Source organism: Vreelandella lutescens (assembly GCF_014640815.1).
GTDB classification, from domain to species: domain Bacteria; phylum Pseudomonadota; class Gammaproteobacteria; order Pseudomonadales; family Halomonadaceae; genus Vreelandella; species Vreelandella lutescens.
On the sequence record NZ_BMHM01000004.1, the window covers coordinates 474,908 to 491,174 of the forward strand.

The following is a 16,267-nucleotide window of genomic DNA, read 5'->3' on the forward strand; positions in this document are numbered from 1 at the left end:
GTGGGCTCTAGAGAAAATTTTGATCCAGGCAGGGTGATTGCAAGCGATACACCTCTTCAGGAGGGGGTGACACCTTTGTCGTTCGTATCACCTTTCGATCAAAGGGACCATTGGCTACTGGTTCAGCCGATAGGTCATTCATTGAAGGTTGCGATTAGTGTTTCTCCTCACCTTTTTTTAGCACAGTGGCGGCTGCGCGCGACGGTGCTGTTAAGTGTATTTGTCATTATTGTGGCGCTTGCTGTATGGGGAGTACGGCATTACCTGAATAGGGTCGCGTTATCCTATCGGTTGCAATCGCGCGAAGCACAGATGGAAGCACTGGTGAACTCGTTGCAAGACCTGATTTTTGTATTCGATAGCCAGGGGCGGTTCACGTACATCCATGCTATTCAAAAAGATAAACTGCTGTTGGACAGCGAGAAGGTACTAGGAAGGCATTATCGCGAGGTTTTGCCTGCTGAAATCTCCACATCTTTTGATGCTATTTTTAGCCAAGTCCAAGCATCAGGACAAGTAGTGACATTTGAGTATCCACTGCTGCTGAGCGGCGAGAGACGCTATTTTCATGCGACGTTAAGCCCTCTATCAAATACAGCTGAAAGGTTTGAAGGAGTCCTATCCGTGACCCGCGATATTACCGACGCGAAGCAAGCTGAGGTGGAGTTACAAATTGCTGCGGCTGCGTTTCAGGCGCATTTGGGCATTATGGTGACCGATGCACGGGGTAATATCCTAAAAGTGAACGATACCTTTAAGCGTATTACCGGCTACAGCGATGACGAAGTGGTGGGTAAAAACCCGCGTATGTTTAGCTCGGGCCACCATAACGCAGCGTTCTATCGGCGACTGTGGAAACGTGTGGTTGCCAACGGAAGCTGGGAAGGTGAGATCTGGAATCAGCGCAAAAACGGCGAGCTGTTTCCTGAGTGGCTGACCATTAGCGCGGTTTACGGCGCGGAGGGCGAGCTGACCCACTATGTGGCCACCATGAGTGATATCAGCGAGCGCAAAGCTGCCGAGCAGGAGATTCACCAGCTGGCGTTTTACGACCCCTTGACCGGGTTTGCCAATCGGCGGCTGTTTATGGATCGGGTGGGTTCGGCGCTCAAAGAGCTGAATCGCCATCAGCGCTGCGGCGCGCTCCTGCTGATCGATATCGATAACTTCAATCACGTTAACGACACGTTAGGATACCATGCGGGTGATCAGCTATTACAGGGTGTTGCTCTCCGCTTTGGTCAGATGCTTCGGGATACCGACACCCTGGCCCGGCTGGGCAGCGATGAGTTTGCCGTGTTGATTGAGGGTGTGGATGGCAGTCCTCGTCAGACGCAAAGGTTAGCGGAGCATATTGCCCGGAAACTGTTAGCGGCGCTTGATGAGCCCGTCCACATCGGCGAAGAGAGCGCCGTGGTGACTGCCAGCGTGGGCGTTACCATTATTTCGGATAGCCAGCGCAGCGCCGATGACTACTTACAGCAGGTAGACATGGCGCTTTCCCAGGCGAAGGGGAGCGGGCGTCAAGCGCTGCGTTTCTTTGACCCCTCCATGCAGGCTGCGCTGCATGCCAAAGTGAAGCTGGAGGCGGAGTTGCGTCAGGCGCTGGAGAACCAGCAGTGGCGGCTCCATTATCAGCCTCAGGTGGATCGCCACGGTTCGTTTACGGGAGTGGAAGCGCTACTGCGCTGGGAGCATCCTGAACGCGGATTGGTGTCGCCTGCAGAATTTATCCCCCTTTTGGAGAGTACGGGGCTGATCAATGATGTTGGCGAATGGGTATTGGAAGAGGCCTGCCAACAGCTTGCTCGTTGGGTGTATTCACCGCAGCTTAGCCAACTGACCATATCGGTCAATATCAGCCCACTACAGTTCCGGGAGACGGATTTTCTTACCCGCGTAGAGCAGGTGTTTCACCACACCCAAGCGCCGCTGGCACAGCTCAAGCTCGAAGTCACCGAGTCGCTGTTTGTGGAAGCCCGCGACGATGCCCGGGATAAGATGCTGAGCCTGAAAGCCCTGGGCGTGCGCTTCTCATTGGACGACTTCGGTACCGGTTACTCGTCGCTGGCTTACCTGGCGCAGCTGCCGCTGGATCAGCTCAAAATTGACCAATCGTTTGTGCAACAGGTGCTAGAGAGCAAGGCCAACGCAGCGATTGTGGAGAGTACCATCGCCCTCGCAAAGAGCCTGAACCTAGACATCATTGCCGAAGGCGTGGAAACCGAAGCGCAGCAGGCGTGGCTCATGGCCCATGGCTGCCACGCCTTTCAGGGCTATCTGTTTGGGCGGCCGGTGTCGGTCAGCGATATTGAAGCTGCCGTCTCAGCGCAATCCCGCCATTGAGCGGGCCAGCTGCGCGTGCAGAGATGCGATGAGCGCCTCGTGCTCGATGGTGTCGGGAGTAATAACTTCGAGCCGTGAGTCTTGTCGCCAAGCGCTGCTGGCAACACTTAACGCGCCGTCAGCACGGTTGAGCCGCTTCCAGCCATCCGTGGTGTGGAACACGCCCTTTACCCGCGCCGTCGCGGGCAGCTCGCCAACACAATGGGCGAGATGATCAAGGTCGAAACGCTCGGTTGGGTGCCAGCGCAGGCCTGTGCTGGTGTAACCCAGGGCAGTGGCAGTTTGCTGTTGGGGCTGGCCGGGCGGCGGCGGAAAATCGAAAAAAGCGCCTTCTAGGCTAGGAGTGGCTGCCAACGCGTGATGCTCGGCAGGCATCGCCGGCTGATCATGTTGGCGCGCCTGGCCGCTTCCCAAGATAAGCGACACAGGCAACATGCCTTCCTCAATGGTGTGCACCCATTTACGGGCAGGCCATAGCGCGCCAATAAACTGCTGGGCTTGTTGATGCTGGGCGCTGCTTGCCTGGTCGCCCATGGTGATGGCGATGGCATCGGCCATATGGAGCTGGTCTTGAAACGTTTCATGTTCGCGCACGCGGGTGTCGTCAAGGCGGCGGGGATCAAGCGTGGCGATGATATCCTGCACTGCCACCACGTCTTGAAACGCCTCACCGCGCAGCAGATCTAACAACCCCGCCGGATGGCCAAGGCCCGATGGCTCGATAATCACCCGGTCGGGCTTGCTGCGCGCTAATAAATTGACCAGCGCGGCCTGAAGTACGAAGGCGAGCTGACAGCACAGGCAGCCGCCTGGCAAGCCTTTCACCACCACGTCATCGCGGGTGTCGAACATTGCCTGATCAATGCCGATCTGACCAAATTCATTGACCAAAATGGCCCATTTCTCATCCACCGGCTTTTGCTCAATCAGGCTGTGGATAAGCGTGGTTTTGCCGCTACCTAAAAAGCCGGTGACGATGTGAACGGGTACGCGTGAAGCGGCTGCCAACGGTTAACCTCCGGTCATGTTCATAAAGCGCACCACCTGCACGTCGCCATCGGTGGTGAAGTGGTGGCGTTCAGGCTTGAGCGGCAGCGCGTTAATAATGGCGGTTTTGAGCGCCTGCATGTCGCCGGGGTGGCGACGTAACACGGCGCGCAGGTCCACCGAGTGCTCGTTGCCCAGGCAGAGCAGCAGGCGGCCCTCTACAGTGACCCGCACGCGGTTGCAGCTGTCGCAGAAGTTGTGGCTGTGGGGCGAGATAAAGCCGACCCGGCTATCGCTGTCGGCCATTCTGAAATAGCGCGATGGCCCCGGCGTGGTTTCGGTGGTCGGGGTGAGCGGGAAACGGGTTTCGATCAGCGCCTGCACATCGTCGCTGGAATAAAACGTCTCTGCCCGAGAGTGGTCCGACACATCGCCCAAGGGCATCTCTTCGATAAAGCTGATATCGAGACCTTCCTGGCGGGCAAAGGCAACAAGGTCAATCACCTCATCGTCGTTGCGCCCTTTTAAAATCACCGCGTTCAGCTTGATGCGCTTAAAGCCCGCCTCTTTGGCGGCGTGAATGCCATCGATGACTTTGGCTAAGTCGCCGGTGCGCGTCAGCTGCTTAAAGCGTTTGGGGTCGAGGGAATCCAGGCTAATGTTGAGCCTGCGCAGGCCGCCTTCGTACAGCCGCTTGGCATGCTTGCGCAGGCTGGCACCGTTAGTGGTCATGGTAAAATCATCCAGCCCTGGCAGGCTGCCAATCTCGTCCACCAGCTGTTCGATGCCTTTACGCACCAGCGGCTCACCACCGGTTAAGCGGATTTTCTCAACGCCTAGCTCGGTAAAGGCGCGTGCCACCATGGCCAGCTCTTCCAGCGTGAGCACTTGGGCGCGGGGAAGAAACGTCATCTCCTCACTCATGCAGTACACGCAGCGGAAGTCGCAGCGGTCTGTCACTGAGATGCGTACGTAACGGACCCGTCGGCCAAAATCATCAATTAATTGTTCGGTCATTGCCAGCTCGTTATAGGTTGAATGCAGACCGCCTCGCCTGGCTGTGCGTCTGCTTGGTCATCGCCAAGTTCGATTAAACAGTTGGCCATCACCATAGAGGTCAAAATACCCGAGCCCTGGGCACCTGTGCTGCGCACATGCAGCACTCCTTGGTCGTCACATGTGTAGATGCCGCGCAGAAAATCAGTGCGTTTCAAACGGCTTTTCAGCGGCGTTTGAGCAATCGCCGTCAGCCGTGGTGGCGCAGCCGGGAGCTGCCCTTGCAGCCGCTGGAGCAGTGGCACCACAAACTGGCTAAACGTCACCATCACGGCCACTGGGTTGCCGGGCAAACCCACAAACGGCGTGTGCGACTCGCCCAGTTGGCCGCAGGCCATCGGGCGGCCGGGGCGTAGTGCCACTCGCCAAAAGGCCAGACGTCCGAGTTTTTCCAGCGCATCGCGGGTGTAGTCCGCGTGGCCGACGGAAACGCCGCCGCTGGTAATGACTAAGTCACACTGCGCGGCCGCTTTTGCAAGAGCCTGCTCAATGGCGTGTGGGTCGTCGGGCAAAATGCCTAAATCCACCACGTCGGCCCCTTGCTCGCTAAGCATGCCGATCAGAGTGAAGCGGTTAGTGTCGTAAATGCCTGCGCTGGGGAGCGGCGCACCCGGCGGGGTGACTTCGTTACCGGTGGAGAAAATGGCCACTTTAGGGCGTTGGTACACCGCGACCTCGGCATAGCCCAGCGATGCTACCAGCCCCATGCTGGCGGCATCCAACCGTGAGCCCGCCGTCAGTGCAACGGCTCCTTTGGCAATGTCTTCCCCCGCTTGGCGAACGTGCTGCCCAAAGCTGACCCGCTCGGGCGCATCAACGGTGACACTGTCGCTACCCTCAATGAGCTGCTCACGCATAATCACGGTATCAGTGCCGTTAGGCAGCGGCGCACCGGTGGTGATACGCACGCACTGACCAGTGGGCACCTTGCCCTCAAACGCTTGCCCGGCGAAGGCATCGCCCACGATCTGAATATGCGTCTCATAGGGCGGCTCTTTGGGCCAGGCCAGGGCAACGCCATCCATCGCTGCATTGGTATTCTGTGGCACGTTAATCGGCGCGGTGATGTCGACCGCCAGCCTGCGACCATAGGCACGGCTCAACGGCACCTGCTCGACGGCTACCGGTGTCTCAACCAGTGTCATCAGCGCCTCGCGAGCGGCATCGACGCTGAGCATCTGCTCGCCCAGCTCAAAGCACGACAGGCTCATGGTGTCTCCTGGGGAGGCTTTGTCAGCGCCAGTTCCAAGCGGGCTTTCTCCTCTTCGGTATTGAGGTTGGCAAACGCTTCAGGGCAGTCGGACATATCCACCCGGCACCAGGCGTGGCGCGCGTACCAGCGGTCGATTTTGCGCTCGCCCTCCGCTAGCGTGGCGGCCAAATCGTCAGCCAGCGACGTACGCAGCAGCGCGACGACGGGGTGAAGGCGCTCACCATCGAATGCCACGGCAATATCGTGCTCGACATCCGCCTGGGTAATGCCTGCCACCATGCGCGCCACCAAATCGTGGGGCAGCGCAGGCGAGTCACAGGGGGCGACCAGCAGCCACGGCGTTTGAGCAGCGCGAAGGCCGCTGTAAATACCCATTAACGGGCCTTTAAAGCCGCCTTCGGCATCTTCGATAACGCGGTCAGCAAACAGTGCATACGCATCGCTATTGCGGTTGGCGTTAATCATCAGCTCATGCACGTGACCATCGAAGCGCTTAACGGTATGCGCCACGAGCGGCAGCCCAGCAAAGGGCTCTAGGCCTTTATCCCGGCCCCCCATGCGGCGGCCTTCACCGCCCGCGAGGATCATGCCCGTGAGGTCGTGTGTTGCGATCATATGCCTGCCTCCTTGGATGAGCGGGCACTCGGCGGCTTGGGTGGAATAGCGTCCAGTGTTAAGCGGCCAGCGGCGTTAATGGCTTGGAAGCCTTTCCCTTTGGCGCGGGCGATCAGCATCACGCCGAAGCGCTCGGCAAGCTCCACGCCTTTTTGGGTGACGCCTGAGCGCGATACCAGCACGCTAATGCCCATTTGCGCCACTTTTAGCACCATTTCGGACGTTAATCGGCCGGTGGTGTAGAAAATATCGGCACTACGGCTATCGGCTTGGTTGAGCCACTGACGCCCCGCCAGCGTGTCTACGGCGTTGTGACGGCCTACGTCTTCGACGAAATCCAGCACCTGAGCCTGATGGCACAGCGCGCAGCCATGCACCGCGCCTGCGCTGCGATAGGTCTCGTTATAGGTGTTCAAATTGGTCAGTAATGCATACAGCGTTGATTGCGCCAGCGGTGTTTTAGGCAGCTCGTTAAACGAGGTTTGTTCCAGAAGTTTACCAAATACGGTGCCCTGGCCGCAGCCGGTGGTAACGGTGCGCGTACTCAGACGCGCCTCTAAGTCTTCGGGTAGGTGACGGGTAACGATGACCGCCGCTTCTACCTCCCAATCGACTTGCACCGCGGTTAAATCCTCAGCGCTTCTTAACAGCCCCTGGTTGCGCAGATAGCCTACCACCAGGGCTTCGGGGTCATCGCCCAGCGTCATCAGGGTGACAATTTCACGCTTGTTGAGATACACCGTGAGCGCACGCTCAGCGGCGATGGCCTGTGGGCGGGTGTCGCCGTAGGCATCCATGACATCAATGGTGGTCGTGGCCGGTAAGCGGGCTCGGCTTAACTGAAGGGCGGGCATCCGCAATCCTCACTGATACCAAAACGCTGTGTGACGTAAACAAACACGGCGAATAATAATAGTTGAGTAAAATAGTCTGAGTTGACGATGATGGCGCTCAAAAGGCTTACTTGTCTACCCGTTCAAGGTCTAAGGTGGTGAAACCCATGAGTGATAGTTTACGCGCATTAAGCGTTACCTTAGTCGCCGAGCCGAAGCAGGTAAGAAATTTCACGCTGACCCAGTGGCGCATTGCAGAGCTTGTGCCCGGTGATCAAGGGGAGTGCGTACTCAACCTGCAGCTCTATATGACCGAGCGCGCCGCCTATCGATTTAACCTCACCTCGCCGACGCCGCGCCTGTTCGTGCGTGCCGGGTTCACCGGACAAACCCCGAAGCCTAGCGCGATCACCGCCAGCCAGGATGTGGCCGCCGGTTGGCTAGATGGCGAACAGCAGGTATTAGAAGCACCGATGCCGATGGCGATTCACGTATGGATAGAGCATTATCTCGCTCGCCAAGGGGAAGCGCCGGTGGAAACGCGCAAGAAAAAACGTAAAGGGGCCGGGCGCGGTAAAGAGACCCCGACCAAGGAGCAGCCGCAGTGAGTCGTTTTGAGCGCTGGTCGCGTAAAAAGCGTGGCCTTGAAAGTGAAGGTGTCGAGCATCAAGAGCGGCTAGAGCCCACGGATCCGCCGCTGGAAGAGCAGGCGCTAGCCGTAGAAGAGGAAGAAGCCACCGCGCCGGAAGCTGAACGCGCACAAGCGGTTCCGCCGCCCCCAGGCAGCCTGGACCACACGCTACCCGACCCAGACACACTACCTGCAGGCAGCGATTTCAGTGCCTTTATGGTGCCAGGGGTTAGTGCGGCTCTACGCCGTCGCGCGCTGCGCAGGCTGTGGTCTACGGGTAACTATAATGTGCGTGACGGGCTAGATGATTACGACGCCGATTACACTCAACAATTAAAACCCATGGCGAGTGAGCTGGCGGGCAAGCTACGCCGCTGGGCCAACAAAGCAGAAGAGAGCTTAGAGAAGCTGGAAGAGTCTACCCAGAAAGGCGATGAACAGGCGGCCAAAGAGCAGGAAGAGAGCGTAGCGAAGGATGACAACGCTTGCACAAGTGATGACAGTTTTGTACAAAGTGCTTCACTAGACGACCAGTCTGATTATTCTAGTCACGCTCAGGAAGAGCAAAAAAAAGACGTTTAGCTTTTTTAATCAGTGCTTTAGGGAGAGCCTGGTTGGCTTGCGTTGACAGCGATACGACCAATGGAAGTGGCAAAAATGCTGTTTGCGCCATACGCTGATACAAGACGCAAGATTAAAAATGATCTGTCGTTATAACGCCGAAGGTCATCCGTAGGGTGACAAAATCTAATGTCTAATTATAACAAAAACGACCTCTTGACCGTGAGAATGCATGAACCAACGAATCCAACTGGCGTCGATTGACGACCAGCGCAACGTTGCCGCTCGAGAAGCGGTGCGTCAGCGTATCTCATGGCCGGTGAACCTAACGCCAGCCAACGTGACCTATCATAGCCGCGGGCACGTATTGCTGTTAGGCAGCGCGCTGGCGGTCAGCCAAGCAGCGAGCGCTCTACAGGGCCGAGGGCTAGCGTCCCTCACGCTGCTGACGACGGATACCGCCGTCGAACTGCTGGCAACTAGCGAGCCGCTGATCAGCCAAGTGTTGAGTACCCGCCAGCAGGCACAGCTCAATGTAGCCGGGCATCTGGGTGCTTTTCGTGCCACGGTCACCCAAGAAGATGGTGAAGTGCTCAACCTTGCTCAAGCGCTGATTGAGCGTGATGTGTTCGACGTGGTGTTGGACATGGCCGAGCCGGAAGCGCTGAACGTTGCTGCTTGGGAGATCCCTCCTCCGGGTTACCTTCGCCTCTCTTGGGAGCGCCAGGAAGCGGAACGCTCTGACGTCCTGGAGAGCTTGACAGAGCTGGTCGGTGAGTTTGATAAGCCTCGCTATTTTCAGGTAAATAATGATCTTTGTGCCCACTCATCCAGTGGCAACGTCGGTTGCACGCGCTGCCTAGATGTGTGCCCGGCGGATGCGATTTCCAGCATCCAAGGCCGTATTGAATCGCGCATCGAGATCGATCCTTTTCTCTGTCAGGGCGTGGGTAGCTGCACCAGCGCTTGTCCTACGGGGGCCATCGAGTTTCGCCTGCCGGAAACCCGTCGCCAACAAGATACGCTCGCCGCTTGGCTAAATGCCTACCGGGAAGCCGGTGGTGACGTGCCGGTGTTGCGTTTTATTACCCATGATTCGCTGGAAGCTGAGCGCAAGGCAGGCGATGTAACGCCAGGCCATGTGATTGATGCGCCGCTGGAAGAGCTGGGAGCCGCCGGTCACGACCAATGGCTAACCGCACTCGCCAATGGCGCTTCCGAGGTGCGCATTCAGCTTCACGATGACATGCCGCCCCGGCTAAGCGCATTTTTAGAGCACCAAATCGCCCAGGCTCACGCGCTGTTAACCGCGCTGGGACACGATACCGCGCGTATCAAACTATTGCCTGTAGGGGCCAATAGCGAGCGCGATGCGCTGCCAAGCCTAACGCCTCTCACCGAGTCGTCGCTAAGTTTTACTGAACCTAACAAGCGTGTACGCCTGAACCAAGTGCTGGCACGGCTGGCCGAGCTGGGCGTGCCCAGCGGTGAACGCCATGCGATGCCCGCCGGGGCGGCCTACGGTGGCATCAAGGTAGATAGCGCCGCCTGTACGCTTTGCCACGCCTGTGTCAGTAACTGCCCCACTCCCGCGCTAAAATCGGGTGGCGACACGCCGGCACTCAGTTTTCTAGAAGCGGATTGTGTGCAGTGTGGTTTGTGTGAACAAGCGTGTCCTGAAGATGCGATCACCCTGGAGCCGGGCTTCCTCGCCGCGCCTGCCCGCGAAACACGGCACATCTGCCATGAAGAAGCCGCTTTCGAGTGCATCAGCTGTGGCAAGCCGTTTGCCACCGCCAGTACTGTGGCGACGATTAAAGCCAAGCTGGCCAATCACCCCTACTTTGCTGGCGACGCCATGTCGCGCCTAGAAATGTGTGAAGACTGCCGGGTGAAAGACGTTTGGAAAACCATGGCTCGTGATCCTGAAGCGCAATTAAAGGTGTAATGCAATGAGCGATGCAATGCCTCAGCTAAGTGAAACCGATGCGCTGCGAATGGACATTTATCAGCTGTTCGCCAGCCTGCTGCGTCAGGCCCCCGACAGTGAGCTGTTGGCGTGGCTGGCAAGCCTGGATATTGAACAAGATGGCAGTCGCATTGCTGAGTGCTGGGGAGCCCTGTCACAGGCGGCAAGCCAAAGCGATGTCGATAGCCTAAAGCGAGCGCATTTCCGCCACTTGGTGGGCGTGATTCAAGGTGACGTTGTTCCCTATGCGTCCTGGTACCGAAATGGCGAGCTGATGGAAGCTGCGCTGGTCGCGCTGCGCCAAGATCTCCGGGCGTTGGGCTTCGAGCGCAGCGAGCATACCCGTGACCCAGAAGACCATCTGGCCGCCATGTGCGAAGTGATGGCCATGCTCATCGCCGCGCAAAATGGTGAACAGTTTACCTTTTTTCAACAGCACATCGCCCCGTGGGCGCGCCGCTGTTGGGATGACCTTGCAAAAGTAGACACCGCTTTCTATTCAGCGCTGGGGCAGTTGGGTGGCGCGTTTATAGAGAGCGAACAGGCACGTTTGAGCGATCAGGCGGCCTATCAGCCAGTGCGTATAGTGGAGCCCGCTTCCTATAACGCTGGTGCAGCGCGCAAAGCCACACCGTGACGTGACCGTGCGCAGCGGTAAGCGAATAAAGGGCCTGCTGGCCACGCATAAAAAAAGCATGAAAGAGGAGAACCCCATGCACAAGTCACATAACCCTGAGCGCCGCCGGTTTATGAAAACCGTTGGTTTAGGCACCGCTGCTGCGGGTGCTGCCGTTGCGGTAGGCCACGTCACGCTGGCACAGGCGGACGATAAACGTCCGGTCGAGCGCGACCAACAGGCGGTGAACTACCGCGAGACCGACCATATTCGTGCTTATTACGCCTCGCTGCGTGACTGACGGCGAACTGCCAGGAGATTTGCCATGCGTCTAACTCGCAAAACTAACACCCCTGCTGCCTCTGGGCTGGGTATTTCCCGTCGCCAGTTTCTGAAACGTACGGGCGTGGCCACCGGTGGCGTTGCTGCCGTCGGCTTTATGGGTGCGCCGATGATGCAGCGCACTGAAGCAGCCGATAAAACCCCAGTACTCGACTCCCCGGTAGAAACTAAACGCACCATTTGCTCCCACTGTTCGGTGGGCTGCGGTGTGTATGCCGAGGTACAAGAAGGTATCTGGACCAAGCAAGAACCCGCCTTCGACCACCCGATCAACCGTGGTGCTCACTGCGCGAAAGGCGCGTCGCTACGCCAGCACGGCCACTCCACTCGCCGCCTGAAGTACCCGATGAAGCTGGTGGCCGGTGAATGGCAGCGTATGGACTGGGACACTGCCGTCAACGAAATTGGCGACAAGCTGATTGAGCTGCGCGACGCTCACGGCCCCGACAGCGTTTACTGGCTGGGCTCGGCGAAGTTCAGTAACGAGCAGGCGTACCTGATGCGCAAGCTCGCCTCCATGTGGGGCACCAATAATACCGACCACCAGGCGCGTATCTGCCACTCCACTACTGTGGCGGGCGTTGCGAACACCTGGGGTTACGGGGCGATGACCAACTCGCTCAACGATATGCATAACAGTAAGGCCATCCTGTTCATTGGTTCTAACCCCAGTGAAGCCCACCCGGTGGCCATGCAGCATATTCTGATCGCAAAAGAGCGCAACAACTGCGAGATTATCGTGGCTGACCCGCGCTTTACCCGTACTGCGGCCAAAGCCAACAAGTACGTGCGTCTGCGTCCTGGCTCTGATGTTGCCTACATCTGGGGCTTGCTGTGGCACATCTTTGAGAACGGCTGGGAAGATAGCGAGTACATCAGCCAACGCGTTTACGGCATGGACGACGTGCGGGCAGAAGTCGCCCAGTTCCCGCCCAGCGTTGTAGAAGATATTACCGGCGTATCGGAAGCGGACATGTTCGACGTGGCCAAGCGCCTTGCCGACAATCGCCCCGGTTGTGTCGTGTGGTGTATGGGCGGTACCCAGCACACCACTGGTAACAACAACACCCGTGCCTACTGCATTCTGGAGCTGGCGCTGGGTAACATCGGTAAATCCGGTGGCGGTGCTAACATTCTGCGCGGTCACGATAACGTACAGGGTGCCACCGATTTAGGTCTGGGGTCTGATTCACTGCCGGGCTATTACGGCTTAGCTGAAGAAGCTTGGCAGCACTGGGCCAAAGTGTGGGATGTAGACTACGAGTGGTTGAAAGGCCGTTTCGATGACACCGAGTACGCCGACGGCAAGCCCATGTACTCCAGCGGTATTACCGTATCGCGCTGGGTAGATGGCGTGCTGGAAGAGGACGAAAACATCTCCCAGCGCACTGCGCTGAAAGCGATGTTCTACTGGGGCCACGCGGTTAACTCGCAAACCCGCGGCGTTGAAATGCAAAAGGCGATGCAGAAGCTTGAGATGATGGTCATCGTGGACCCTTATCCCACCGTTGCCGCTGTTATGCACGACCGCACCGACGGCGTTTACCTGCTGCCTGCCGCCACTCAGTTTGAAACCACCGGCAGTGTTACCGCCACCAACCGCTCTATTCAGTGGCGCGACCGCGTGATTGAGCCGTTGTTCGAATCAAAGCCCGACCATGAAATCATGTACCTGTTTGCCCGCAAGCTGGGCTTCGGTGATGAGCTGGTTAAGAACTTTGAAATGAACGGCGACGAGCCGCTGATCGAAGATATCCTGCGTGAAATCAATAGCGGCATGTGGACGGTAGGCTACACCGGCCAAAGCCCGGAGCGCCTGAAAGAGCACCAGCAAAACTGGCACACCTTTAGCTTTGAAAATCTGCGTGCCCAAGGTGGCCCCTCAGATGGCGACTACTACGGCTTGCCGTGGCCCTGCTGGGGAACGCCAGAGTTCCGTCATCCTGGCTCGCCCAATCTCTACGACACCAGTATTCCGGTGATGGAAGGCGGCATGGGCTTCCGTGCCCGCTTTGGTATTGAGCGCGATGGGGTGAACCTGCTGGCAGAAGGCTCGGCGCCGGTCGGTGGCGATATCGACGACGGCTATCCTGAGTTTAGCGACCAGTTGCTTAAAGACCTGGGCTGGTGGGATGACCTGACGGCTGAAGAGAAAGTGGCTGCTGAAGGTAAAAACTGGAAGACCGACTTCTCCGGCGGTATCCAGCGCGTTGCTATTGAACACGGCTGTGCCCCTTACGGTAACGCCAAAGCCCGCGCCGTGGTGTGGACCTTCCCGGATGCCGTTCCAAAGCACCGTGAGCCGCTCTACACCACCCGTCGGGATCTGGTTGAGCGCTACCCCACGTGGGACGATTTTGACTCCATCATGCGTCTGCCCACGATGTACAAAACCATTCAGGACCGCGACAACAGTGCGGACTACCCGATCATTTTGACCTCAGGTCGTTTGGTTGAGTACGAGGGCGGTGGTGAAGAGACGCGCTCCATGTCGTGGCTGGCTGAGCTGCAGCAGGAGATGTTCGTCGAGATCAACCCTGCCGACGCCAACGACATTGGTATCCGCGATGGCGACCAAGTATGGGTAGAAGGTGCCGAAGGCGGGCGGGTCAAGGTAAAAGCGTTGGTCACGCCCCGCGTTGATCGCAAAGTGGCGTTTATGCCGTTCCACTTTGGCGGTGTGTTCCAGGGCGAAAGTCTCCATGACCGCTACCCGGAAGGCACTGTTCCTTATGTGATTGGTGAGGCCGCCAATACCGCGACCACGTATGGCTACGACCCGGTGACACTGATGCAAGAGACCAAGTGCACCATTTGCCGTATTGAACGTGCCTAACCTACACCGCGCGACCTGACCTGACAGCATGCCGGTGCGGCAACGTCCGCATCGGCAAGAGGAGAACACCATGGCTCAAATGAAATTTATGTGTGACGCCGAGCGCTGCATCGAGTGCAACGGCTGCGTCACTGCCTGTAAGAATGCCAACGACGTCGAGTGGGGCATTCAGCGCCGCCGCGTGGTCACTCTGAACGATGGCGAAGCGGATGAGATGTCGATCTCTGTCGCCTGTATGCACTGCGACGACGCTCCTTGTATGGCGGTTTGCCCCACTGACTGCTTCTACAAAACTGACGACGGCATCGTACTGCACGATAAAGACCTCTGCATTGGCTGTGGTTACTGCCTGTACGCCTGCCCCTTTGGCGCGCCGCAGTTCCCCCAGCAGAACGCCTTTGGCGAGCGCGGCAAGATGGACAAATGCACCTTCTGTGCTGGCGGCCCCGCAGAAACCAAAGAAGAGGAGTACCAAAAGTACGGCTCTAACCGCATCGCAGAAGGCAAGCTGCCGCTGTGCGCTGAAATGTGTTCTACCAAAGCGCTGCTGGCCGGTGACGCGCAGGATGTCGCCGATATCTTCCGTCAGCGTGTGGTACACCGTGGCCATAAAGATGGAGCATGGTCGAACAATCCTCAGGCTAGCACTGACAACCTTGCCTACGATGCTGCCCGTAAAGGGTAAGGAGGCGTGTCATGACAACGTTGACCATGACAACTGCACAGGTGCCCTCACGGGCACCTAGCTGGCGACAACGCTGCTGGCGTTTATGCCTAATGTTGGTGCTGCTGGTAGCAAGCCTTGGGGTGACCCAGCTTGCCGTTGCACAAGCAGACCCAAACCGCGAAATGACCACCGCTGCGCCCGGCATTACCGCCGAGCAGTGGCGTCAGGTGCGCAGCGGAGAAACCGGGCCGAACTATCGTGATTCACGTCATGAGAGTAACTACAACCTGATCAACGCTAGCGGTGAAACGTGGCGGATTCTGCGCAACCGTTGGGTGTCTCCGTTTGGTTTAATTGCCGTCTTAGGCATGGCCAGCGTGATTACCCTGTTTTACCTCGTCATTGGGCGCAAGCACCTGGATGAGCCGCGCACAGGTCGTAAGCTGTTTCGCTGGTCGCTGTTTATGCGCTCGCTGCACTGGACAGTGGCCACCCTGTTTATCACGCTAGCGCTGACGGGACTCAACTTGCTGTATGGCAAGTTTGTCTTCCGCACGCTGTTTGGTGATGCGGTGTGGGCATGGATGATTTCGGCCTCTAAAGTGTTGCATAACTACTTAGGTCCAATGTTCGGCATTCTGCTGATTGTGCTGCTAGTGAAATTGTTAAAAGACAATATCCCGAAAAAGCACGACCTACAGTGGTTTAAGCAAGGCGGTGGTCTTGTCGGCAAAGGCCACCCGGATGCTGGTTTTGCCAATGGTGGTGAAAAAGCCTGGTACTGGCTGCTTGCCACTGCAGGGTTGATCGTAGTTGCCAGCGGTTTTGTGCTTGATTTCCCTAACTATGGACAAGGGCGCGACACCATGCAGTGGGCCAATATCATCCACGCTGTGGGTGCTTTGGGTCTCACCGCCGTTGCGCTGGGGCATATCTACATCGGTACCGTAGGTACTGAAGGTTCATTAGAAGGCATGACCACTGGCTACGTCGACGAAACTTGGGCCAAAGAGCACCACAATCTGTGGTACGAAGAGGTCAAGGATCAAGCCATCAGCGAAGAAGAGCTGGCGGCGCGTAAAGCGGGCGGTAGCAGCGAGCCTTCAACAGCCAAGCCAAGCTGATTCGTGTTATCGAGCCAATCGATAGTGTGAATGGATAGTGTGAACGCCCTTTGACACCGCCTTCGGGCGGTGTCTTTTGTTATGCTGCACTTCAATGATTTTTGAGAGAGGAATCACCATGTCGACATTTGATGAACTGGATGCGACCACCCGTACCGAGCTTGAAGCCGCTGCGTTTCGCCGCTTGCTCAAGCATCTGGACGACAATAAAGATGTGCAGAACATCGACCTGATGATTCTGGCCGACTTCTGCCGTAACTGCCTCTCGAAATGGCTAGTGACCGCCGCCGATGAGCGTGGCACTGCGCTTGAAATGGACGCCGCCCGTGAGTACGTCTATGGCATGCCCTACAGCGAGTGGAAAGCTCATCACCAGGGTGAGGCAACGCCAGAGCAGCTAGCCGCCCTTGATGCTCGTCAAGCCAACAAGAAGGCCAACGCCCAGGCCGAGAGCAAGCATAAGGAGTAACG

Annotated in this window: 14 protein-coding genes and 1 pseudogene; 10 read left to right on the top strand and 5 right to left on the bottom strand. The window is 57.6% G+C overall.

Annotation, left to right across the window (positions count from 1 at the left end):
• Window positions 1-75: 75 nt before the first annotated feature.
• A pseudogene (locus IEW65_RS12840) lies at window positions 76-2,346 on the top strand (putative bifunctional diguanylate cyclase/phosphodiesterase); the annotation flags it as partial.
• Here the strand turns inward: IEW65_RS12840 and IEW65_RS12845 are convergent.
• The 5 genes from IEW65_RS12845 to IEW65_RS12865 are packed head-to-tail and all read right to left on the bottom strand — an operon-like array spanning window position 2,326 to window position 7,071.
• The gene (locus IEW65_RS12845) at window positions 2,326-3,354 is read right to left on the bottom strand and encodes a CobW family GTP-binding protein (protein WP_188639857.1); all 1,029 of its coding nucleotides are present in this window, start codon (window positions 3,352-3,354) and stop codon (window positions 2,326-2,328) included. The pseudogene IEW65_RS12840 and the gene IEW65_RS12845 sit on opposite strands and share 21 nt — an antisense overlap.
• Window positions 3,355-3,357: 3 nt before the next feature.
• Window positions 3,358-4,350, bottom strand: coding sequence for a GTP 3',8-cyclase MoaA (gene moaA / locus IEW65_RS12850; RefSeq protein ID WP_188639858.1), 993 nt, complete (start codon window positions 4,348-4,350; stop codon window positions 3,358-3,360).
• Window positions 4,347-5,600: a molybdopterin molybdotransferase MoeA gene (moeA, locus tag IEW65_RS12855; RefSeq protein WP_188639859.1), complete on the bottom strand. Its 1,254-nt coding sequence runs from the start codon at window positions 5,598-5,600 to the stop codon at window positions 4,347-4,349. Before moeA ends, moaA begins: the two co-directional genes overlap by 4 nt.
• Window positions 5,597-6,217: a molybdenum cofactor guanylyltransferase MobA gene (mobA, locus tag IEW65_RS12860; RefSeq protein ID WP_188639860.1), complete on the bottom strand. Its 621-nt coding sequence runs from the start codon at window positions 6,215-6,217 to the stop codon at window positions 5,597-5,599. The genes moeA and mobA overlap by 4 nt, the downstream gene beginning before the upstream one ends.
• Window positions 6,214-7,071 (bottom strand): formate dehydrogenase accessory sulfurtransferase FdhD, encoded by an 858-nt coding sequence (locus tag IEW65_RS12865; protein ID WP_188639861.1) that lies wholly within the window; start codon window positions 7,069-7,071, stop codon window positions 6,214-6,216. The genes mobA and IEW65_RS12865 overlap by 4 nt, the downstream gene beginning before the upstream one ends.
• Before the next feature lie 146 nt (window positions 7,072-7,217).
• On the opposite strand from IEW65_RS12865, the gene IEW65_RS12870 reads away from it, so the two are divergent.
• The 9 genes from IEW65_RS12870 (at window position 7,218) to IEW65_RS12910 (ending at window position 16,265) form a co-directional block, all read left to right on the top strand.
• Entirely contained in the window at window positions 7,218-7,658 is a 441-nt protein-coding gene (locus tag IEW65_RS12870) for a DUF3305 domain-containing protein (protein ID WP_188639862.1), read from the top strand.
• Window positions 7,655-8,263: a DUF3306 domain-containing protein gene (locus IEW65_RS12875; protein ID WP_188639863.1), complete on the top strand. Its 609-nt coding sequence runs from the start codon at window positions 7,655-7,657 to the stop codon at window positions 8,261-8,263. The genes IEW65_RS12870 and IEW65_RS12875 overlap by 4 nt, the downstream gene beginning before the upstream one ends.
• Before the next feature lie 211 nt (window positions 8,264-8,474).
• On the top strand, window positions 8,475-10,190 hold the full coding sequence (locus IEW65_RS12880) for a 4Fe-4S binding protein (RefSeq protein ID WP_188639864.1): 1,716 nt from the start codon (window positions 8,475-8,477) through the stop codon (window positions 10,188-10,190).
• 4 nt (window positions 10,191-10,194) lie between these two features.
• Window positions 10,195-10,848 (top strand): TorD/DmsD family molecular chaperone, encoded by a 654-nt coding sequence (locus tag IEW65_RS12885; protein WP_188639865.1) that lies wholly within the window; start codon window positions 10,195-10,197, stop codon window positions 10,846-10,848.
• 76 nt (window positions 10,849-10,924) lie between these two features.
• The gene (locus IEW65_RS12890) at window positions 10,925-11,128 is read left to right on the top strand and encodes a twin-arginine translocation signal domain-containing protein (RefSeq protein ID WP_188639866.1); all 204 of its coding nucleotides are present in this window, start codon (window positions 10,925-10,927) and stop codon (window positions 11,126-11,128) included.
• Between the two features lie 24 nt (window positions 11,129-11,152).
• Window positions 11,153-14,005 carry a formate dehydrogenase subunit alpha gene (locus tag IEW65_RS12895; protein WP_188639867.1) on the top strand — a complete coding sequence of 951 codons (2,853 nt, stop codon included), beginning with the start codon at window positions 11,153-11,155 and terminating at the stop codon, window positions 14,003-14,005.
• Window positions 14,006-14,075: 70 nt separating this feature from the next.
• On the top strand, window positions 14,076-14,690 hold the full coding sequence (gene fdh3B, locus IEW65_RS12900; RefSeq protein WP_074211440.1) for a formate dehydrogenase FDH3 subunit beta: 615 nt from the start codon (window positions 14,076-14,078) through the stop codon (window positions 14,688-14,690).
• Window positions 14,691-14,701: 11 nt separating this feature from the next.
• Window positions 14,702-15,796 (top strand): formate dehydrogenase subunit gamma, encoded by a 1,095-nt coding sequence (locus IEW65_RS12905; protein WP_188639868.1) that lies wholly within the window; start codon window positions 14,702-14,704, stop codon window positions 15,794-15,796.
• Window positions 15,797-15,914: 118 nt separating this feature from the next.
• Entirely contained in the window at window positions 15,915-16,265 is a 351-nt protein-coding gene (locus tag IEW65_RS12910; RefSeq protein WP_188639869.1) for a DUF1244 domain-containing protein, read from the top strand.
• Window positions 16,266-16,267 lie beyond the last annotated feature (2 nt).